The organism is Candidatus Gracilibacteria bacterium (assembly GCA_010119145.1).
GTDB lineage: Bacteria > Patescibacteriota > Gracilibacteria > BD1-5 > UBA6164 > JAACSU01.
On sequence record JAACSU010000007.1, the window covers coordinates 20295 to 37685 of the forward strand.

Here is a 17391-nt window from a genome sequence, read left to right on the forward strand (position 1 = left end):
ATGAAAAAATATAAAATTTTCTACATCGATGATATGTCATTCGCAATTCCTCAACTTATTAAGGCAATACCTGAATATATTGATTATGAGTTAATCTATGTGCAAAGAATAGAGGATATAGTTCCAGATGATTATTACCTTGTGTTTCTTGATTACTATCTTGATAAAGATAATAAGACAGCTCTTGATATTGTAGAAAAATTTCAGGGAAGTATAATTGTTTCTTTTTCAACATGTCCTGATAAAAATATATTTATGCTGCAACATGGAGCAATATACGGAGTTAATAAACTTAAAAAAACAAATATAAATCAGCCACTCACTTTACTCTTGAAAAATATTTTTCCAGAAAGCCAATCATAGATATACTAAGGGAATATATTTTTAGAACTTACTATACGCAATGCAACAACTGCCAAATACTCCACCAAAATGAACAAGTGATTGGTTTCCAGAGGAATTTAAAGTGAGAAAACACATTTTTGATACATGGAGACAAGTTTGTCTCAGTTACTGATTTGAAGAATATTTAGGACCAATGGTAGAGTCTATAGATATTTGGAAGGCAAAATCTGGGGAAGATGTTGGTTGATCTGAGCTTACTGAAATCACAGATAGAAATGGGGAACTCTCATGACTTGCAATACGACCAGAAATGACTCCTACAGTAACACGTATGGTAAGTCGAAAATGGAAAGAAATAGAAAAACCTGTGAAATGGTTTTCTATAGCGAACTTTTACAGAAATGAAAAACCACAAAAAGGAAGAAATCGAGAATTTTGGCAACTTAACGCTGATATTTTTGGAGAAGAAAGTCTCCGTGCAGATATAGAAGCACTCACACTTTCACTCGAACTACTTCGAGCATTTAATCCACCAGTCTGAAGTTACAAACTTAAAATTAATCATAGACAACTTATATCAGGATTTTTATCCGAGGTTTTATGAGTAGCAGATATTGAACAGCAAAAATCTATTACAAGACTCTTAGATAAATATGAGAAACTTAAACGAGATGATTTTAAAAAACTGCTCCTTGAAATTAACGAGAGCATTGATATGCAATCTGTTGAAGACTTCATGGAAGCTAAAAATATCACTGATCTACAAAAATCGTTTAAAGAACTATCTTGAAGTGAAAGTTTTGTAGCGTTCAAAGAAATAATAGAAACCCTATGAAATCTTGGCTATGCAGAAGAAATAGAATTTTCAGGTTCACTCATTCGTGGTTTTGATTATTACGATGGTATGATTTTTGAAATGTTTGATACAAACACGGATAATCCTCGAGCACTTTTTGGTGGAGGAAGATATAATGGTCTTGCTGATATATTTTGAGTAAAATGAGGCATTTCTGCTGTATGATTTGCACCAGGTGATGAAACTATGAAGTTATTTTTAGAGTGACATGATCTTCTCTCAGATATACAAAATGAACATTCAAAAAAGTATTACTTTCCACTCTTAGAAGAAGAATTATTTGAAAATATGCAAATTCTTGCAAATACCCTCAGAAAACAAGGAAAAAATGTTTTGTTGTGACTAAGTCCCAAAAAACTTTGAAAAGCGATTCAAGCTGCTTCTAAATCAAATTATTCTCACATAGTTATTTTTTGAGTAGAAGAAAAAACTGCTTGAATTATGAAAATAAAAAATCTAAAGACAGGGGAGGAGGAAACTTATAAAATATAAATATGAAAATAGCTGTTATTTCAGACATTCACGAAAATACTCATAATCTTATTCAAGCTATAAAAATAATTGAAGAAGAAAAATGTGATGTAATAATTTGCCTTTGAGATGTAGGAAGGAGTATTTTGTTTGAAGCTATTTTTAGCCTTCAATTACCAGTATATTTTACATTTTGAAATCATGATGGAAATGTGATCAAGAATATGAAAATGTTACTCAGGCATACAGCTTGAGGTCATGTGAGAACAAATGGAATGTACCAAAAGATTGAACTTGATGGCAGAAATATTTTCTTAACTCATTATTATGAACTTGCTGAAATAGTAGCTAAATCTGGTGAATTTGACGTGTGTTTTTGAGGTCATAATCATATAGCCTCAGAAGTAAAATTCTGAACAACTCTTTGTGTGAATCCATGAGAAATCACAGGTACACATTTTGATAAGCCAACGTTTTATATCTATGATACCAAAAATGATTCTGGAGAGTTTAAGGGTATTAAAAATCACCTATCATTAAATACTCCAGAAACATTAGAATTCTGCAAAAATATACAAAAATAACATTTACTATGCCAACTCCACGATTTATTACTCCAGAAATAACTTCTGAGATAAATAACAATTTTATTACCCCAGTGTATGTTTATAGCGAAAAAGAACTACGGGAAAGAGCGAGAGAATTTATGACTTTTCCAAGTGCTTTTTGACATAAAGTTCGCTACGCCATGAAAGCAAATCCTAATAAAACTATACTTAAAATATTTGAAAGTGAGGGGCTCTATATAGATGCAAGTAGTGACTTTGAAGCACTTCGAGCTTTAGCTGCCTGAATAGATGCTCATAAAATTCAAATCTCAAGTCAAGAATTATGAAACAATATTGTTTCACTTATAGGGGGCTGAGTTTTTTTTGTGGCTACAAGTTTACATCAATTAGAATATTTCTGAAAAAACTTTCCACAACAAAGTTGTGGTATTCGAGTAAACCCGTGAGTGAGTTCTGGATGATTTGCAAAAATATCTACTGGATGACCAAGCTCCAGTTTTTGAATCTGGCATGAATATATTGATGAAATCAAGACTATTGCGAGCAAATATAATATAACTATTTGTAAACTCCATTTTCATATTTGAAGTGAAAATACTCCAAGTAGTTGGGTTGATTCTGCTGAACTTGGCTTTGATATTATAAGAGAGATTCAATCGGTCACAACTTTTGATATGTGAGGTGGTCATAAGATGGCAATTATGCCTCATGAAAAATCAGCAGACTTACAAGCTATTTGAAAAGCTGTACAAAAAAAATTTGAAGATTTTTATACAGAATCTGGGAGGAAAATAGAGCTTGAAATGGAACCTGGGAAGTACCTAACTATTAATAGTTGTAGTATGGTGACTAAAATTCAGGATATTGTAAATACTGGTACATCGGGGTATAAGTTTTTAAAAATAAACTCTGGTATGAATGATATGCCGAGAGTAGCAATGTATTGAGTTCAAGAACCATTATTCATCATTAATGATACTTCTGAGTACGAAGAATATGTCGTAGTAGGTCATTGTTGTGAAAGTTCAGATATACTCACTCCAAAGCTCTACGATGCTGAGATACTTGAACCGAGAAAACTTAAAAAAGCTTTCATTTGAGATACCTTAGTAATTGATTGAGTGTGAGCCTATAATTCAGGTATGGCAATCAAGAACTACAACTCATTTCCCGAATCTGGAGAATTATTGCTGAGAGAAAATTGAGAGATAGTAGAAATACGAAAAAGAGAACAAGTTGAGGAAATTTGGAGAAATGAGATTGATGTTTTTTAAAGTAATTGTATGAAGCAGATAATTTTTGATATCCTGAATCAACTAAACATAGCTTATATGAATTATGAACATGAAGCAGTCTTTTCATGTGATGATGCGAAATGAGTTGATATTCCTGGAGTAAGAGTGAAGAGTCTTCTCTTGCGAAACAAAAAATGAAATAACTATTATATGGTAGTGATTCCAGATTATAAACAGCTTGATACAAATATTGTTAGAGCTATTTTTGAAGATTCTAAAATGAGCTTTGCAAGTCCCGAGAGAATGCTTGAAAAAATATGATTAAAACCGGGAAGTGTGAGTCCTTTTGCATTAATACATAATACTGATAAAGACATTAAACTTGTCATTGACGCTGATCTCAGAGAGAAACAGGTTTGATTCCATCCACTTCAAAATGACAATACGCTTGTTTTGAATATGATGGAACTTGAATCATTTCTTAAATACATTGGAATTTTCTACATCTATCACGCTCTATAAATATGAAACAATTTTGATTACAGTTTATCTATAGCTTTCTGGTATTATGTGCTCGACATTATATTAAAAGAACAGAGATAAAAGTAATAGGTATTACAGGAAGTGTTTGAAAAACAAGTTGTCGAATGCTTGTGAGTCAAGTTCTCCAACAAATACCAAGCTCATATAAGTTTTATACTTCCCCTAAGAATTATAATTCTGAACTCTGACTTGTTTTTTCAGTTTTTAGAATTGAAGAGTATTCTCCAAGTATTAAAAATTTATTATGAGTAAGCCTTAAAATTCTCACAATTGCATTTTTTGAAGCTAAAAAATATGATATTTTAGTTGCTGAATATGGAATAGATTCTCCAAATGATATGGAGCAACTTCTGAAAATTGCAGTTCCTGATATAGCAATACTTACTAAACTAGATAGTGTTCATAGTGCAAATTATCCTGGATGAATAGAACAGTATTGGGAGGAAAAGTGGCTTCTACTTCTCTCTGCTAAAAATAAGATATTTGTAAATCTACAAGATGAATATTCACAAGATAAAGTACATCTTCTTGAGGAATATTCTGAATTATTCTGAAATATTGATGAACTAAATTTGAAACTTCAAAAACTCTCTGAGTCAGAAATAGTGAGGAGTTTTACCTACAGAGATAAAAACTTTTCTATTAATCTTATAGGAGAAGAGAATGTGCACTATACGAAACTAGCTATTGATATTGCAGAGTTTCTATGAATCTATCTTGATAGAAATCAGTATAATTTTAATTTTAAACTTCAAGAAGGAAGATTCACTATTTTTAATAAATGACAAAATGTATTTATAGATTCAACTTACAATGCGGCACCAGAAAGTACAAAATTAGCGATTGAAAATACTCAAGTATTGAGAGATGAATTATACGAAAATCATAAAATTATCTTTGTATTATGAGATATGAGAGAGCTATGAACAGTAAGCGAATCAGCTCATAAGAGCCTTGCGAAGAAAATATTAAGCGCATCTGCAATTTTCACTGTGTGACCACAAATGTATGAATATTTAAAACCTGAACTTGAAATCCAAAAGTATCAATGATATCTCAAGTCAGGACTCTCATCGAGAGAAACATGAAAAAATGTAAAAAAATACCTTAAAGATAATCACGAGACTCAATATATAATCCTATTCAAAGGATCGCAAAATACTATATTTACAGAAGAAGCACTGTGATGTTTATTAACTCAAGCTGAACAAAAAAGACTTCCAAGACAATCTGAGTCCTGGAAATCTAAAAAGGATAAATTTTTTATGAGTGTTTAGTAGGTATCACTCAAATTTCAAAGTATATTGGTAAGTGATCAGATCCAATGTTTTCGAGTGTTTCTAGCTTAGAGACTTCTACTCACTTACTGTGAAATAATAGATCAATAGGAAAAGCAAATGAACCAAATTTTGCTGGACAACTAGGGTAAAGTCATCTTCATCGTCTCCCATCTTTGAGTTGAGAGAGTGCCTGAAATTTCTTAATTCACTCAGACCAAGCAACACTATTAAAATCTCAAGTCACAATGACATCATTAGAGATTTTTGATATTTTTTTTCAAAGAATTGCGAGTTCAGTGTCTTTAGGTTTGGAAGTATCAGCCTCAGTAGGACTTGGAGGAGGTGGATGTACTCAAAAAAAGTGTAATACTCTATCTTTTTGCATCTCAATTTTTAGATGCATGGTCGGTCTTTCGTCACTTTTAAGAAAGAGAACTTCACTGAGTAGAAGTTCTCTTTTGCTATATACATGCATTCCATACATATTTTCCAGAGCCACTTTTTTAGTATACGGGTATATAGATTCTATTTCTGAAATATTCTCTTCCCAAATTTTATTTGTTTCCATAGTAAAAACTATATCGGAGTCTGTTTTTTTAATGAGATCTACAAGAGCAGAATATTTATTATTATTTTGGTGTACATTTATGGATAATACCGAGAGTGTATCAGAACTAGTTGAAAAATCTTTTTTTGTAAGCGAAAAATTTATAAAAGGATATATAAAATAGAATTGAACCAAAAAACTTATAAATAATAGTGCTTGAAGAACTATAAAGAAAAATCAAGGCTCTCAAAAAAATGAAAGCATAAAAAGTGCGAGATTCACTACGAGTAAATGAGATCTGACATAATCAAAGTCTCGAAAAAACCAGTGTTTACTAGGAAAAAATGGAAGAAAGGTACCAATAATAGAAACAATGGAAATTATGATTATCTATATATTTTATACTTTCCAAACTTTACGACTTGTTCTTCGTTTTTTTTCTGAGAGCTAAACTTAGCTCAAGTAAGCAATAAACTTACTCATATGAGTATAAAGAAAGCTCCTATTAAATATGCTATCATTTGAGGAAAAACTACATTAAGTATTCCAAAGAGTATAAAAATTATTCAGATATTCTTCATATTTATGTATTAGTAGTAAGTTCTTCTATGTTGGCTCAAAGTTGTTTCAATTTTCATATAAAATCATCATATCCTCTATTAATCCAATAGATGTTATCAATTTTAGTTTCTCAGCTAGATATAAGTCCTGCTAAAACCATTGCAGCTCATGATCTCAAATCCCAACTATTGACGGTATTTCATACTAATGCAGTAGGTCAGGTTATTTTTGCTTCATGGAGATTTATGATTCTTGGACTTGCTCAAAGTCTTTCATATTCTACAAGCCAATTAAGTCTGCCTTCATACAGAATTTCATGAATCCGTGAAGTTCATTCACATTGTGTCATCAGTACACTAAAAAGTGGCATAAGGTCAGTAGGAAATCATGGAAATATATTCGTTTGAATATTCACAGCTTTGAGTTTATGAGCTCTATAGACTCTCAAAGTGTCATTTCACATATCTTGTGTTTTTACACCTGTTTCATGTATTTTATAAAGAAAAGATGCTAAGTCAGAAATTCTTGCTCTATGAATATCTATATATTTTTCACTTGCTAATGCTCAAAGAATTATAAAAGTTCCAGATTGTAAATAATCTGGGATAATTTCCTGAGATATTTCTGATGCAAGTGTAGTACCTCAGTGTATAATTATCGTATGATCGTAGCGAATATCTATTACAACTCCTGCTTGACGAAGCATATCAACTAAATTGAAGATATGTGGCTCAAAAGCTGCTAACTCAATCGTTGTAATTCATTTTCGACCTACTCATCACATAATAAGATTTGCTGTAGCTGTGACTGCAAAATATGCGGTAATTGTAACATCTGTATCAAATCATGGTCCTTCAAAATGAAGCATATCATCACGCTCGAAAAATGTATATCACATATCTTTGTAGCCATTAATATGCTCATCAATAGGTCTTTTTCAGATTTTATCTCATGAAGGAAAGGGAATACTTGCGTTTCAAAATCTATGGAGCAATCACGCTATAAAATAAATTCATGCTCTGGTTCTAGCTATTTTACTTGTATCCATTCCAGAGACATCAAGATTCGCTGTATCTAAAAATAGTTCGTGATTTTTAAATGATACTTCAGCTCATAAGCTCTCATAGAAGTGTATAAAATCGTGAATATCGAGAATATCTGGAACATTTGTGAGATGAATTTTTCATTTTATAAGCAATGCTGCAGCCAGAAGTGGTAGGGCAGCATTTTTACTTCCCCCAATGCTGACAGATCATTGTAATTGTCTGGATTCTTGGACCTTAAACATGATTAATATTGGATTAAAATTATTTAAAAATTATAGCGAGAATCTATAAATATCAAAACAAAAGCCGTCTTTTTGCTTTTTCTTTGACAAAGAACCTTAGGAGGCTATTATTTTTGATATTTATTTTCATTATTATCTCGATCACTCCATGTTAGAAACCGATATACGAAAATTAGATTTTTGAGCAGAAAATACTATAAAAATACAACATGTGAATCTCGATACTGATTTAGATTGTGTAGTGCTTATTTCATCGAAAGATGATAAGCTGTCAGATTTGCTTATACATAAAATTGTAGACTCACTCCTTGATAAATTGCATCCTAAAAATGTCTACAAGGACTTTTCAAATGCTCTTGAAAATATAAATTCATTCATAAGTACCTGGGGGAACTCACAAGATAAAATCAAATGACTCCATGGTATTATTTGAATATATCATAAAAAAACCTTTCTATTTTCAACAGTGTGATCAGCTTCTTGTTATTTATTTAACACGCATCACGATATAATAGAAGTGACAGATAAATGAGAAAAACCTAAAAATTTTAGTTTTATCTCTAGTGGAGATGTTGCTGATGGAGAATACCTCATCTTATCAAATCTCAGGCTCTTAGAAGTTCTTTCTAAAGATGATATAAGAGATGGACTATCTGCTAAAAATGTAAAACGTTCAGGTGAAAACATAGAGCAAATTTTATATCATGAATTTGAATGAAAAAACCTTTGACTCATTACTCTGCATAAAAATGTAGACTCAATTGGTGAGAAAAACTCTGTACTTGATAAGTTAATCTACTTTTTTTACAGAATATTTGATAACAGATACGCAAAAGAATTGTTTGGATATATTTTGCATCTACGAGAAAAACTTCTAAAAAAGAGTCAAAAAACAAGACAGTATATTATTGCTTGAGGTATTCTGGTTGCTATTTTCTTTCTCTATAGTGTTTTGTCAGGATTTTTTCAAATCGCTTCTAGTACTCAAGGAACAGAACAAGCAAAAATCAAACTTATTGAAGCTCAAAATAGTATAATAGCTGCGAGTGAAAATCTCAATAATCCAGATATGTTTTCACTTAATATAGAAAGTGCTGAAACGAAGATTCAAGAACTTGAAGATAAAGAGTTATTTTTAGGGGATATCTCGATTCTCAAGGATAATATGAGTGTTTTGCAGAAACAATTTAATGGGATTGAGCCATTTGAAGTCACCCCTGAAAATACAATGTATAATTTTAGTACTCCAATGGATATAACTAAAATCGTGAGTGTTTCAAATAAGATATTTGTAGTACATCCTAAAAGTATAACATGACCTATACTACAAGGAGAGTGATCTGAAAATTATGGGTTTAAGGAACTTGCTGCTGATGATTACTTCATTGATGCAAGCGTGAATTGATCTGATATTGTTTTAGTAACACATGCTTGAAAAGTTGTAAATTTTGCGAAAAATAATTTCTTTAGTTATGTTGATGTGACGAATCAAGCAACTTGGGAAATGTCTCCAATAGTAGAGTCATATTCAAGCAATCTGTATTTACTCTCTGATTCAAAAACTCAAATTCTTAGACACAAGCAAACTGGAGCAACGTATGATGCGTGAGTTTCTTATCTGAGCGATGCTGATGCAACAAGTATTTGAAAAATATTTTCCATAGCTATTGATGGATGAATATATATTCTTAAAGCAGACGGAACAGTTGTGAAGTTGTTTCGAGAACCAGAATATAGATTAGAAAATATAGTTTTAAATAAACTTCCAAAAAACTATGATTTTAGTGATGAGGTTTCTTCTGAATTTGCCCCATCAATCAGAGCTCGGGCAGATTTGAAATATGTGTATATGTTATTTAAAAATAAAGTTCTTATATTTAAGCCAAGTTCTGATCGATATCAAGACGTAAAATCACTTGCTTATTTAGGGCAAATTGAAGGAAAGGATGCAAATATAGAAGACTTCTATGTTGATAATGACGGAGAAATATTTATAGCTTGAAACTTATGAGTGTATAAAGTAGAATTTAGTGTTGTTGAAAATAAGATTGTTTTAGATTAGTTATAAAATATTTAAATATAAAAAAAAGAGCTTCTAAGCTCTTTTTTTTTCATTTTCTATGTTCGAAAAGTATTCTTCTCGATAAAGTCTTCAACTTTATCATCAAGCTGCGAGTTTATTAATTCATTAGATGCTATAAAACTTACATCCTCGTCTTCTTCAAATGCTTCTATCATTTTTTTAAATTTTAAAGCTTTGTCAAAATCATCGATTTCAATTTCATTACTTGGTATAAAATCAATTTTTGATTCTAAAAGCTCGATTTCCTTTCATTCTAGAAATTGTTCTACTGAGTGGTGATCATCTAAAGAGGATACTATCTTTATATATCATTCTTCAAGTTCGAGATTCTCAGCATTTGTGTCAAAAATTATTTCTTCTATACTTTCCATTGAGTGCTTCTTTGGATCCACAAATATAATTCACTTTTTTTCAAACATCCACGCAACAGCTCCACTTTCTCACATATTTCCACCATACTTGGAAAAAATATGACGAATATTTGAAACGGTTCGATTTTTATTGTCACTGATACAAGATACTAAAAGTGCTACTCAGCCAGGAGCATATCATTCATAAATAATTTCACTGAGTTGAGCTGCGTCTTTATCTTCTCATGTTCATTTCTTGATTGCTCTATCAATGGTATCATTGGGAACTCAATCTTTTTTAGCTTTGTAAATAAGCGTTGCAAGATTGGCATTATCTTCGGGATTTCATCATTTCTGAGCTGCCAGAGCAATGAGTTTTGCGTGAATAGAAAACACTTTTCACTTTTCAGAATTAACAGCCATTTTTCGAGCTTGGACTACTGGACCTCTTCCCATAAAATTTGTATTAAAATTTATTACTTGCCTATATGGTAATTTTTTTTATAACTTTGTAAAGTCACGCGCAATTACTTTGACATATACAGGAATAGATTGAAATAAAAAAAATCAAAAAAAATTTGCAAGTCTGCTCTTTTTGTATACAATTTGCGAGCTCATTTTGGGAGGCGTTTGCGTTACCAAAATATTTAATATATCTAATTATCACCATGGCTAAACATACTATATCTGCAGATATCAGAGACACGAATGAAAAAGTTTCTCACATCAGACAATCAAAAAGAGTTCCAGGAGTTGTTTACGGACGACATCAAGAACCTATCTCTATCGTTATGGATAGTTCAGATTTTCTTAGATTATATAGAAAAGCAGGAGAATCTAATATTATCAATATTTCTGTTGGTAAGAAAAAATTAGATGTACTGGTTCATATGACACAAAAACATCCTGTTTCTGGAGATTTTACACATGTTGATTTCTATGCTATCACTCAAGGTGAAGCATTGAATACCCACATCCACTTTAACTTTATCGGTGAAGCTCCTGCAATAAAAGAAGGTGCTATTGTTGAAGAACATATGAAAGGACTTGATGTGAAATGTCTACCATCTGATCTTGTTGATCATTTTGATGTTGATCTCTCTGTGCTTAAAGAAGAAGGTGATGCTATTAGAGTTTCAGATCTAGGTATTGATACTACTAAGTACGAATTATCTGTGAATAATGATGATGTTGTTGCAAATGCAAGTCTTCCACGAGCTGCAGTTGAAGAAGAAGATGAAGAAGATGAAGTAGTAACTGGTTCAGATGAAGATATCGCTGCGAAAGAAGCTGAAGGGTCAGATGAAGAATCAAAAGATTAATAAAATTCAAACACTATAATGTTTACATTCTTCTTTAAGGTATTATACTTTGAAGAAGAATTTTTTAATTAAATACATAAAAAAATGAAAGTAATAATATACTGAAATAATAAGAAGTCAGAAGAGCTCACTTCAAAAGTTAGATGAGTTATAGAAGAGCTTGGACTCACTGATTTTGTTAAAATTGAGAATACAAGTGATGAGAATCTAAAAAATGAACTCTCTATTACAAAAGACTCAGCTCTTATTATAGAGGAAGAGAGTATTGATTTTAAGGATATGATATTTGAAGGATTGATTCCAGAAAATGAAGAACTCCATTCTATGTTTATATCAATCATATGAGGAGGAACAGCTTGAGGAGGCTGTGGCTCCAAGGATGAAACTTGAAGCTGTGGTACAGGCTGTAGTTGCTAAAAAAAAGAGTATGAAGATGATTCATACTCTTTTTTTTCTATGTATTTACTTATTCTTCAAAAAGTGTTTCTTCTTGAGGTATTACCGGCTCAGGGCTAGGAGTCACTGTAGTAGATTTCTTTACAATCGTATAGTAATCTGTATACACAATTGCACCACTCGTACCATAGTAATCTACTCTATACTGGTTTGTTCACTCTTCAAGTGTATCAAATCGTTCAAAAGCGTGGTATCTCCAAGTAGAACCATTGAATGATGAGAGCTCAAATCAATTTATTTTTACTTTTGATATTCCTTTTGCAGTTGTATTTCAACGAATGGTTATTTCAGATCCTGTTGTAGTATATTTATTTGTGGTAGATGGTTCAGTAAATGCAAATTTTGTTGCATCAATCTCATAGTTTGTAGCACTTGCTCCAAGTCCAGTATTTTCAGTTTCACTACTTGGAGTTTGAGCAGGAACTTCAGGTTCTGGAGTTTCTTCTTGTTTTAATTCAGCTGATGTATAGACCGTGTAAACCTTTTTTTCAAGTATATTTTTATCAGTGTCGTATATCTTTACTACGATATCATTTATTTTAGCAGTGAGAGGAAGCTCTTGAATAGCAAAACTCTTATTTTCAATATTGAGTGTTACTGCCTTGTTATCAATCGTAATTGCTCAAACCTTTGAGTCACTTATAGTTCATGATATATTAAAGGTATTTGAATCGACATTCATTTCATCTCTTAATCTATTAAATGATATATACGTTCCTGTATCTCATGTTCAAACTTCTTCTGTTACTCCTGTTCAAGTTAGTGTTTCTGAGTCCTCTTCTTTATTTGCCTGCTGGATAGCAAGATATCAATTATTTTCAATAAACCAATCACTTCCTTTAAAGTAACTATCGATAGTTGATTTTTCACTTACTATATCTAAATCTTCGTTTGAGGCATTGAGTCGAGAAATACTTATTTTTTGCCCCTGAACCAGATTTGTTGATATTCATGCTATATTGCTTACCTTTGCACTTCAAAGTAGTACATATACTGTACTTCACGCTTCATTTTGAGTGAGGGAAATCACAGATCAACTTTTTCATGCAACATTAGCATATCTCATAGAGACGCTCGTATCTTCTTCAAGTGTAAGCCAGGCATCTGAAGAGTAGAGTGCATATGAACCATCTTCGTTATATTTCAACTCAGCTATCTTATTGAGAGCGATAATACTTCAGCCTGGATTCGTAAGACTGACACTTCACTCTTTTACTATAATTGTTTCTCATTTATATAAAGGAGTTGTTTCATTAGCATTTTCTTGGCTATCACCAGGATATCTTATTATTGCTTCAGTCTCAGTACTTGAAAAAGCAATAGAAGTTGGAGTTTGATTCTCTTTTTGAGCAATTTGAACTGAATCATCTCATCATCTAAAAAAACTTATTATGATAATAAGGACTATTATTCAGCCAATAATCGGCACTATATAGTCTTTTATTGTACTTTGAATATCTACATTTCTTCTTATATTTCTAGGCATATCTTAGTGTTTTTGAGTAAATAATTTATACATTATTTATATAAAAATTCCTTAAAATTACAAATATAATCCTATAATAAAGCTTTTTTTATTAGCAATAAAATACTAAATTAAATTGTAAAGAGTAATTATTTGGGTCTCAGCATATTTTCTATATAATTTGCCGGCTCTTTATTTTGTAATTAAATTCCCTATGAAAAAATTATTAGGAATGTTCTTAGTACTTGCACTTGCAGGTCTCGCTTCATGTTCTAACGACTATGAAGAAGGTCAAGCTGATGACGCAGCAGTTGATGCTACTGTTGAAGTTGGTTCTGATATCGGTGACGCTCTTGACGCTACTGGTGAAGCTATCGTTGATGGTACAGCTGATGCTGTGGATTTTGTTGATGGTGACGATGATGATGATGTTATAGAAGATGAAATGGATGGAGTTGATGATAACGACGCTGATACTGAAGATGAAGCTTCTGTTGATGTTGACGCTAACGCTACTGCACAATAGTCTTTAGAACTATTATACATTAAAAAGCAAGCTATAGCTTGCTTTTTTTGTGTCTGTAACTTGATAGCTTACGCTTTATATATATATTGTATACAATATATATTATAAAAATTCTATGAATACCACTCAAAAAATCATTAGTTTTTTCTTATTTCTTATAGTGTGAGTATGAGTTATATTTGCAGCTAATACAATTATTCATAGGATTCCCGGATCTCAGAGCTCAACTTGACCGAGCCCATATCCTTCACAAAATACTATCACTCTGACAGGGAGTTCTGCAAGCGCTACCAACGAGTGATTACTTCTCATGAATCAAGATAATGATAGTAATGTGGTTTGAGATTATTTACAATGATATTATTATGATGCTGCATATGGAGTATACTCGGTAGATGAAAGCGTAGCCAATAGAGTCAAAATCACCTCTACACTTTGAGGTTCTTGTGCACCTGGAAAGACAGGGTACAAAATGGATGGTTTTGCCTATAATCCAGAATTTTGATTTGTTGATTTTGGCTATGACACTACTAGATTTGTATATATTTGTGTTCCTGATGATTTTAATGATAAATCACTGAGTACGAACTTTGGATGATATGCATATAGTCAATATACTGGTTTTCAAAATTTTGATGGGATCGTATCAGATGTACTGGTTACTATTGCTGATGAAGACTCAGAATGAAGATTTGTCAAAGTTGATGGTGTTGTAAGTTCCTCTACGAATGTTTCAAGTGAATTAGCTGATCAGTTTAGCTCAGATGTTCGAGTATTATGAAAACTTACGAAAGCAAGTTTTAGAAAAGATTTACAAGAAAATGTATTTAAAGTAATTACTTCACTTTCTCCTGAATTAACGGCCTGAATAACTATAAATAGCTCTCAATTAAATGCAACCCAATGGTCTAGTACTACTGGAACATCAAGAGTTTTAGATAATACTGCAATGTATGCATGATTTACAGGTGCTTGACTAGGATCAAATGTTCGAATTAATGGAACTTCAACAGTAGCTTGAAATAAAACATTGGTTGTTGAATGAGGAAATATATATATATCATGAAATATTCGTTGATCTGGTATGCTTTGATTTATTGCACTTCAAAAGAACGGACAATGATGAAATATATATATTGATCCATCAGTTACGGATATACATGCAATATTATACGCTGATAGATCACTCATTAGTTATAATGGTACTGCTGAACTTGATGGAACAACACAACCATCACAGTTAGCAAATCAGCTGTATATCTATGGATCAGTGTTTAGTGAGAACACTATTTGAGGTTCATCTGCAGTGATTCCGCTTTGCCCATTTTATGTAAATCAAGGAACTTGTAGTGTTGAAATTGCAAAAAAATATGACTTAAACTATCTTAGAAGGTACATACTCGTGCAACCAACTGATGCTGCTTGACTCCCAAACGGTCCAAAAGAACCACAATATAATGCTGCAGAATCATATATGTGAAATAATAGTAATACTGATACTCCTACTCAAAAACCTGAGTATCAAAAGTACCCATTTATAGTTGAGTATAACCCAAAAATACAACAAACTCCACCACCATTTTTTAATTAATACTCCTATTATTTGTAATTCATATTGACTCATACATCTTTAAAGATATATTAATAATGTAATCAACACATTATGAAACAACTATTGAACTGGCACCTGCAACCCCTAAACCTTTCTTCGTAGAAGGGGTTTTGTTTCGAGTATAAATAAACAAACAATCTCTTTCTGCATAGGAAGGGATTTTTTATTGCTATTATTTTTAATACACTACCTATGTTACAACTCTCAAATTTTCCATTTAATACTTTGAAATCATCTCCAAAAGTGAGTGATAACCGTTCAACCAGTATTTTATTACAAGGTTGATATATCAGACAAGCTATGGCTGGAGCCTATGAATTTCTCCCAATTGGGTTTCGAGTTCTTCGCAATATTGAGCAAGTTATTCGAGAAGAGATGGATAATGCGTGATACAATGAGATGCTCATGACAATACTCACTCCTCGGGAATACTGGGAAACAACTAATAGATGGGAAATTCCTGAATATTTTAAAGTACCAGGACATGGAACAACCGAGTATAGAATTGCTCCAACAAATGAAGAAAACGTAACCCCAATTCTTTGAGAATTCATTCAATCGTATAAAGATCTTCCAACCTGTGTCTATCATATACAGAAAAAATTTAGAAATGAAAAAAGAGCAAAATCAGGACTACTAAGAGGGAGAGAATTTATTATGAAAGATGCGTATTCGTTTCATAAAGATATAGCTGATTTTGAAGTCTTTTATGAAGATATAAAAGATGTTTATATGAGAGTATTTTCACGTCTATGACTTGGAAATGATACGGTTATAGCGGATGCTGACGGGGGAGCAATTTCGGATAAAAATTCTCATGAATTTCAAACATTTCTAGAGGTTTGAGAAGATGTTATAGTTCAAGATAGTTCTGGTTATAGTTATAATCTAGAACTCGCTTCAGGGATTCCTGATGATAAAAACGTTAGTCAAGAAGCAGAAGAAATGCAGTATATTGATTCTGTTGCGGAAATAGTGAATATGGAAAAAATGACGAAGTATTTTAAGGCACCAGCTTGGCAGATGCTAAAAACTGTCATTTATAAGCTCGATAATTCAGAAAAATTCATTTGAGTTGCTATTCGAGGAGATCTTGATATCAATGAAATAAAACTAGGAAAATTCATTCGGTCAAAATATGATGATACCTTTTCACTTGCCAGTGAAGAAGATATTCAAAAATTATGAACCGTAAGAGGATTTATTTCTCCACTCAAAGATTCTAAATTGGACGTAGAGTTTTATTGAGATGACTCACTTAAATCAGTGAAAAACTTTTTTTGAGGAGCAAATGCTGTGGCAAAATCTACGAAAAATGTAAATATTTCGGATTTAGATATTATAGAATTTGGAGATTTTAATGAGCCAAAATTATGATTCACATCTATAAATGTTGATGGAGAGAAGCTTACATTTAGAAAAGCTTCAGAAGTAGGAAATATATTTCATTTGGGTACAAAGTACTCTAAACCATTTGGACTCTCATATCTTGATGAAAATAATAAAATGGTCAGCGATGTTGAAATGTGATGTTACGGAATTGGAGTTTCGAGACTTATGTGAGTTATGGCAGAGTATTTTATGACAGAGTCAGGCATAAATTGGCCAGAAAATATCGCTCCATACAGTTACTATATTATTGTTATGTGAGAGGAGAATATTGAAAAAGCCAAAGAGTTAGCACTTGAATTAGAAAAATCCTGAGAATCTGTTGTATTAGATGATAGAATGGGAAGAAAAGATTGATTTGGTCAAAAAGCTTGAGATTGTGAACTTTGGGGAATACCAAATAGAATTGTATTATCTCCAAAGACTTTAGAGCTCTGAGGATATGAACTCAAAAAAAGATGACAAGACTCGCAAATTATAACTATGTAATTAT

16 protein-coding genes are annotated in these 17391 nt (G+C 31.9%); 12 read left to right on the forward strand and 4 right to left on the reverse strand.

Features of this window, described 5'->3' with window-relative positions; translation table 25 throughout:
• Genes GW846_00360 through GW846_00385 form a run of 6 tightly spaced genes read left to right on the forward strand, consistent with a single transcriptional unit; the run spans window position 1 to window position 5296 of the window.
• Window positions 1-363: a hypothetical protein gene (locus GW846_00360; protein NDK09216.1), complete on the forward strand. Its 363-nt coding sequence runs from the start codon at window positions 1-3 to the stop codon at window positions 361-363.
• Between the two features lie 40 nt (window positions 364-403).
• Window positions 404-1693 (forward strand): histidine--tRNA ligase, encoded by a 1290-nt coding sequence (gene hisS / locus GW846_00365; protein NDK09217.1) that lies wholly within the window; start codon window positions 404-406, stop codon window positions 1691-1693.
• Window positions 1694-1695: 2 nt separating this feature from the next.
• A complete protein-coding gene (locus tag GW846_00370; GenBank protein ID NDK09218.1) occupies window positions 1696-2256 on the forward strand; it encodes a metallophosphoesterase family protein in 561 nt (186 codons plus the stop codon).
• An 8-nt stretch (window positions 2257-2264) separates the two neighbouring features.
• On the forward strand, window positions 2265-3515 hold the full coding sequence (locus tag GW846_00375) for a diaminopimelate decarboxylase (protein NDK09219.1): 1251 nt from the start codon (window positions 2265-2267) through the stop codon (window positions 3513-3515).
• 9 nt (window positions 3516-3524) lie between these two features.
• Window positions 3525-3998: a prolyl-tRNA synthetase associated domain-containing protein gene (locus tag GW846_00380; GenBank protein ID NDK09220.1), complete on the forward strand. Its 474-nt coding sequence runs from the start codon at window positions 3525-3527 to the stop codon at window positions 3996-3998.
• A gap of 2 nt (window positions 3999-4000) precedes the next feature.
• A complete protein-coding gene (locus GW846_00385) occupies window positions 4001-5296 on the forward strand; it encodes a hypothetical protein (GenBank protein NDK09221.1) in 1296 nt (431 codons plus the stop codon).
• Here GW846_00385 and GW846_00390 read toward each other — a convergent pair.
• Together GW846_00390 and GW846_00395 are read right to left on the reverse strand one after the other, a co-directional pair.
• On the reverse strand, window positions 5283-5867 hold the full coding sequence (locus tag GW846_00390) for a hypothetical protein (GenBank protein ID NDK09222.1): 585 nt from the start codon (window positions 5865-5867) through the stop codon (window positions 5283-5285). The two genes, GW846_00385 and GW846_00390, sit on opposite strands and share 14 nt — an antisense overlap.
• Window positions 5868-6429: 562 nt before the next feature.
• Window positions 6430-7695 carry a UDP-N-acetylglucosamine 1-carboxyvinyltransferase gene (locus GW846_00395; protein NDK09223.1) on the reverse strand — a complete coding sequence of 422 codons (1266 nt, stop codon included), beginning with the start codon at window positions 7693-7695 and terminating at the stop codon, window positions 6430-6432.
• A gap of 148 nt (window positions 7696-7843) precedes the next feature.
• Here GW846_00395 and GW846_00400 point away from each other — a divergent pair, with 148 nt between their 5' ends.
• Window positions 7844-9757: a hypothetical protein gene (locus GW846_00400; GenBank protein ID NDK09224.1), complete on the forward strand. Its 1914-nt coding sequence runs from the start codon at window positions 7844-7846 to the stop codon at window positions 9755-9757.
• A gap of 56 nt (window positions 9758-9813) precedes the next feature.
• Here GW846_00400 and GW846_00405 read toward each other — a convergent pair whose 3' ends face one another.
• Window positions 9814-10584 carry a YebC/PmpR family DNA-binding transcriptional regulator gene (locus GW846_00405; GenBank protein NDK09225.1) on the reverse strand — a complete coding sequence of 257 codons (771 nt, stop codon included), beginning with the start codon at window positions 10582-10584 and terminating at the stop codon, window positions 9814-9816.
• 212 nt (window positions 10585-10796) lie between these two features.
• Here GW846_00405 and GW846_00410 point away from each other — a divergent pair, with 212 nt between their 5' ends.
• Complete coding sequence (locus GW846_00410; protein ID NDK09226.1) at window positions 10797-11450, forward strand: 50S ribosomal protein L25; 654 nt, start codon at window positions 10797-10799, stop codon at window positions 11448-11450.
• 84 nt (window positions 11451-11534) lie between these two features.
• Window positions 11535-11867: a hypothetical protein gene (locus tag GW846_00415; GenBank protein NDK09227.1), complete on the forward strand. Its 333-nt coding sequence runs from the start codon at window positions 11535-11537 to the stop codon at window positions 11865-11867.
• Between the two features lie 49 nt (window positions 11868-11916).
• Here GW846_00415 and GW846_00420 read toward each other — a convergent pair whose 3' ends face one another.
• Window positions 11917-13392 (reverse strand): hypothetical protein, encoded by a 1476-nt coding sequence (locus GW846_00420; GenBank protein NDK09228.1) that lies wholly within the window; start codon window positions 13390-13392, stop codon window positions 11917-11919.
• Between the two features lie 193 nt (window positions 13393-13585).
• Between GW846_00420 and GW846_00425 the strand changes: the two genes are divergently transcribed.
• From GW846_00425 to proS, 3 genes are all read left to right on the forward strand, one after another.
• Window positions 13586-13897 carry a hypothetical protein gene (locus tag GW846_00425; GenBank protein NDK09229.1) on the forward strand — a complete coding sequence of 104 codons (312 nt, stop codon included), beginning with the start codon at window positions 13586-13588 and terminating at the stop codon, window positions 13895-13897.
• A gap of 115 nt (window positions 13898-14012) precedes the next feature.
• On the forward strand, window positions 14013-15488 hold the full coding sequence (locus GW846_00430) for a hypothetical protein (protein NDK09230.1): 1476 nt from the start codon (window positions 14013-14015) through the stop codon (window positions 15486-15488).
• 213 nt (window positions 15489-15701) lie between these two features.
• Window positions 15702-17387 carry a proline--tRNA ligase gene (gene proS / locus GW846_00435; GenBank protein NDK09231.1) on the forward strand — a complete coding sequence of 562 codons (1686 nt, stop codon included), beginning with the start codon at window positions 15702-15704 and terminating at the stop codon, window positions 17385-17387.
• Window positions 17388-17391: the final 4 nt, after the last annotated feature.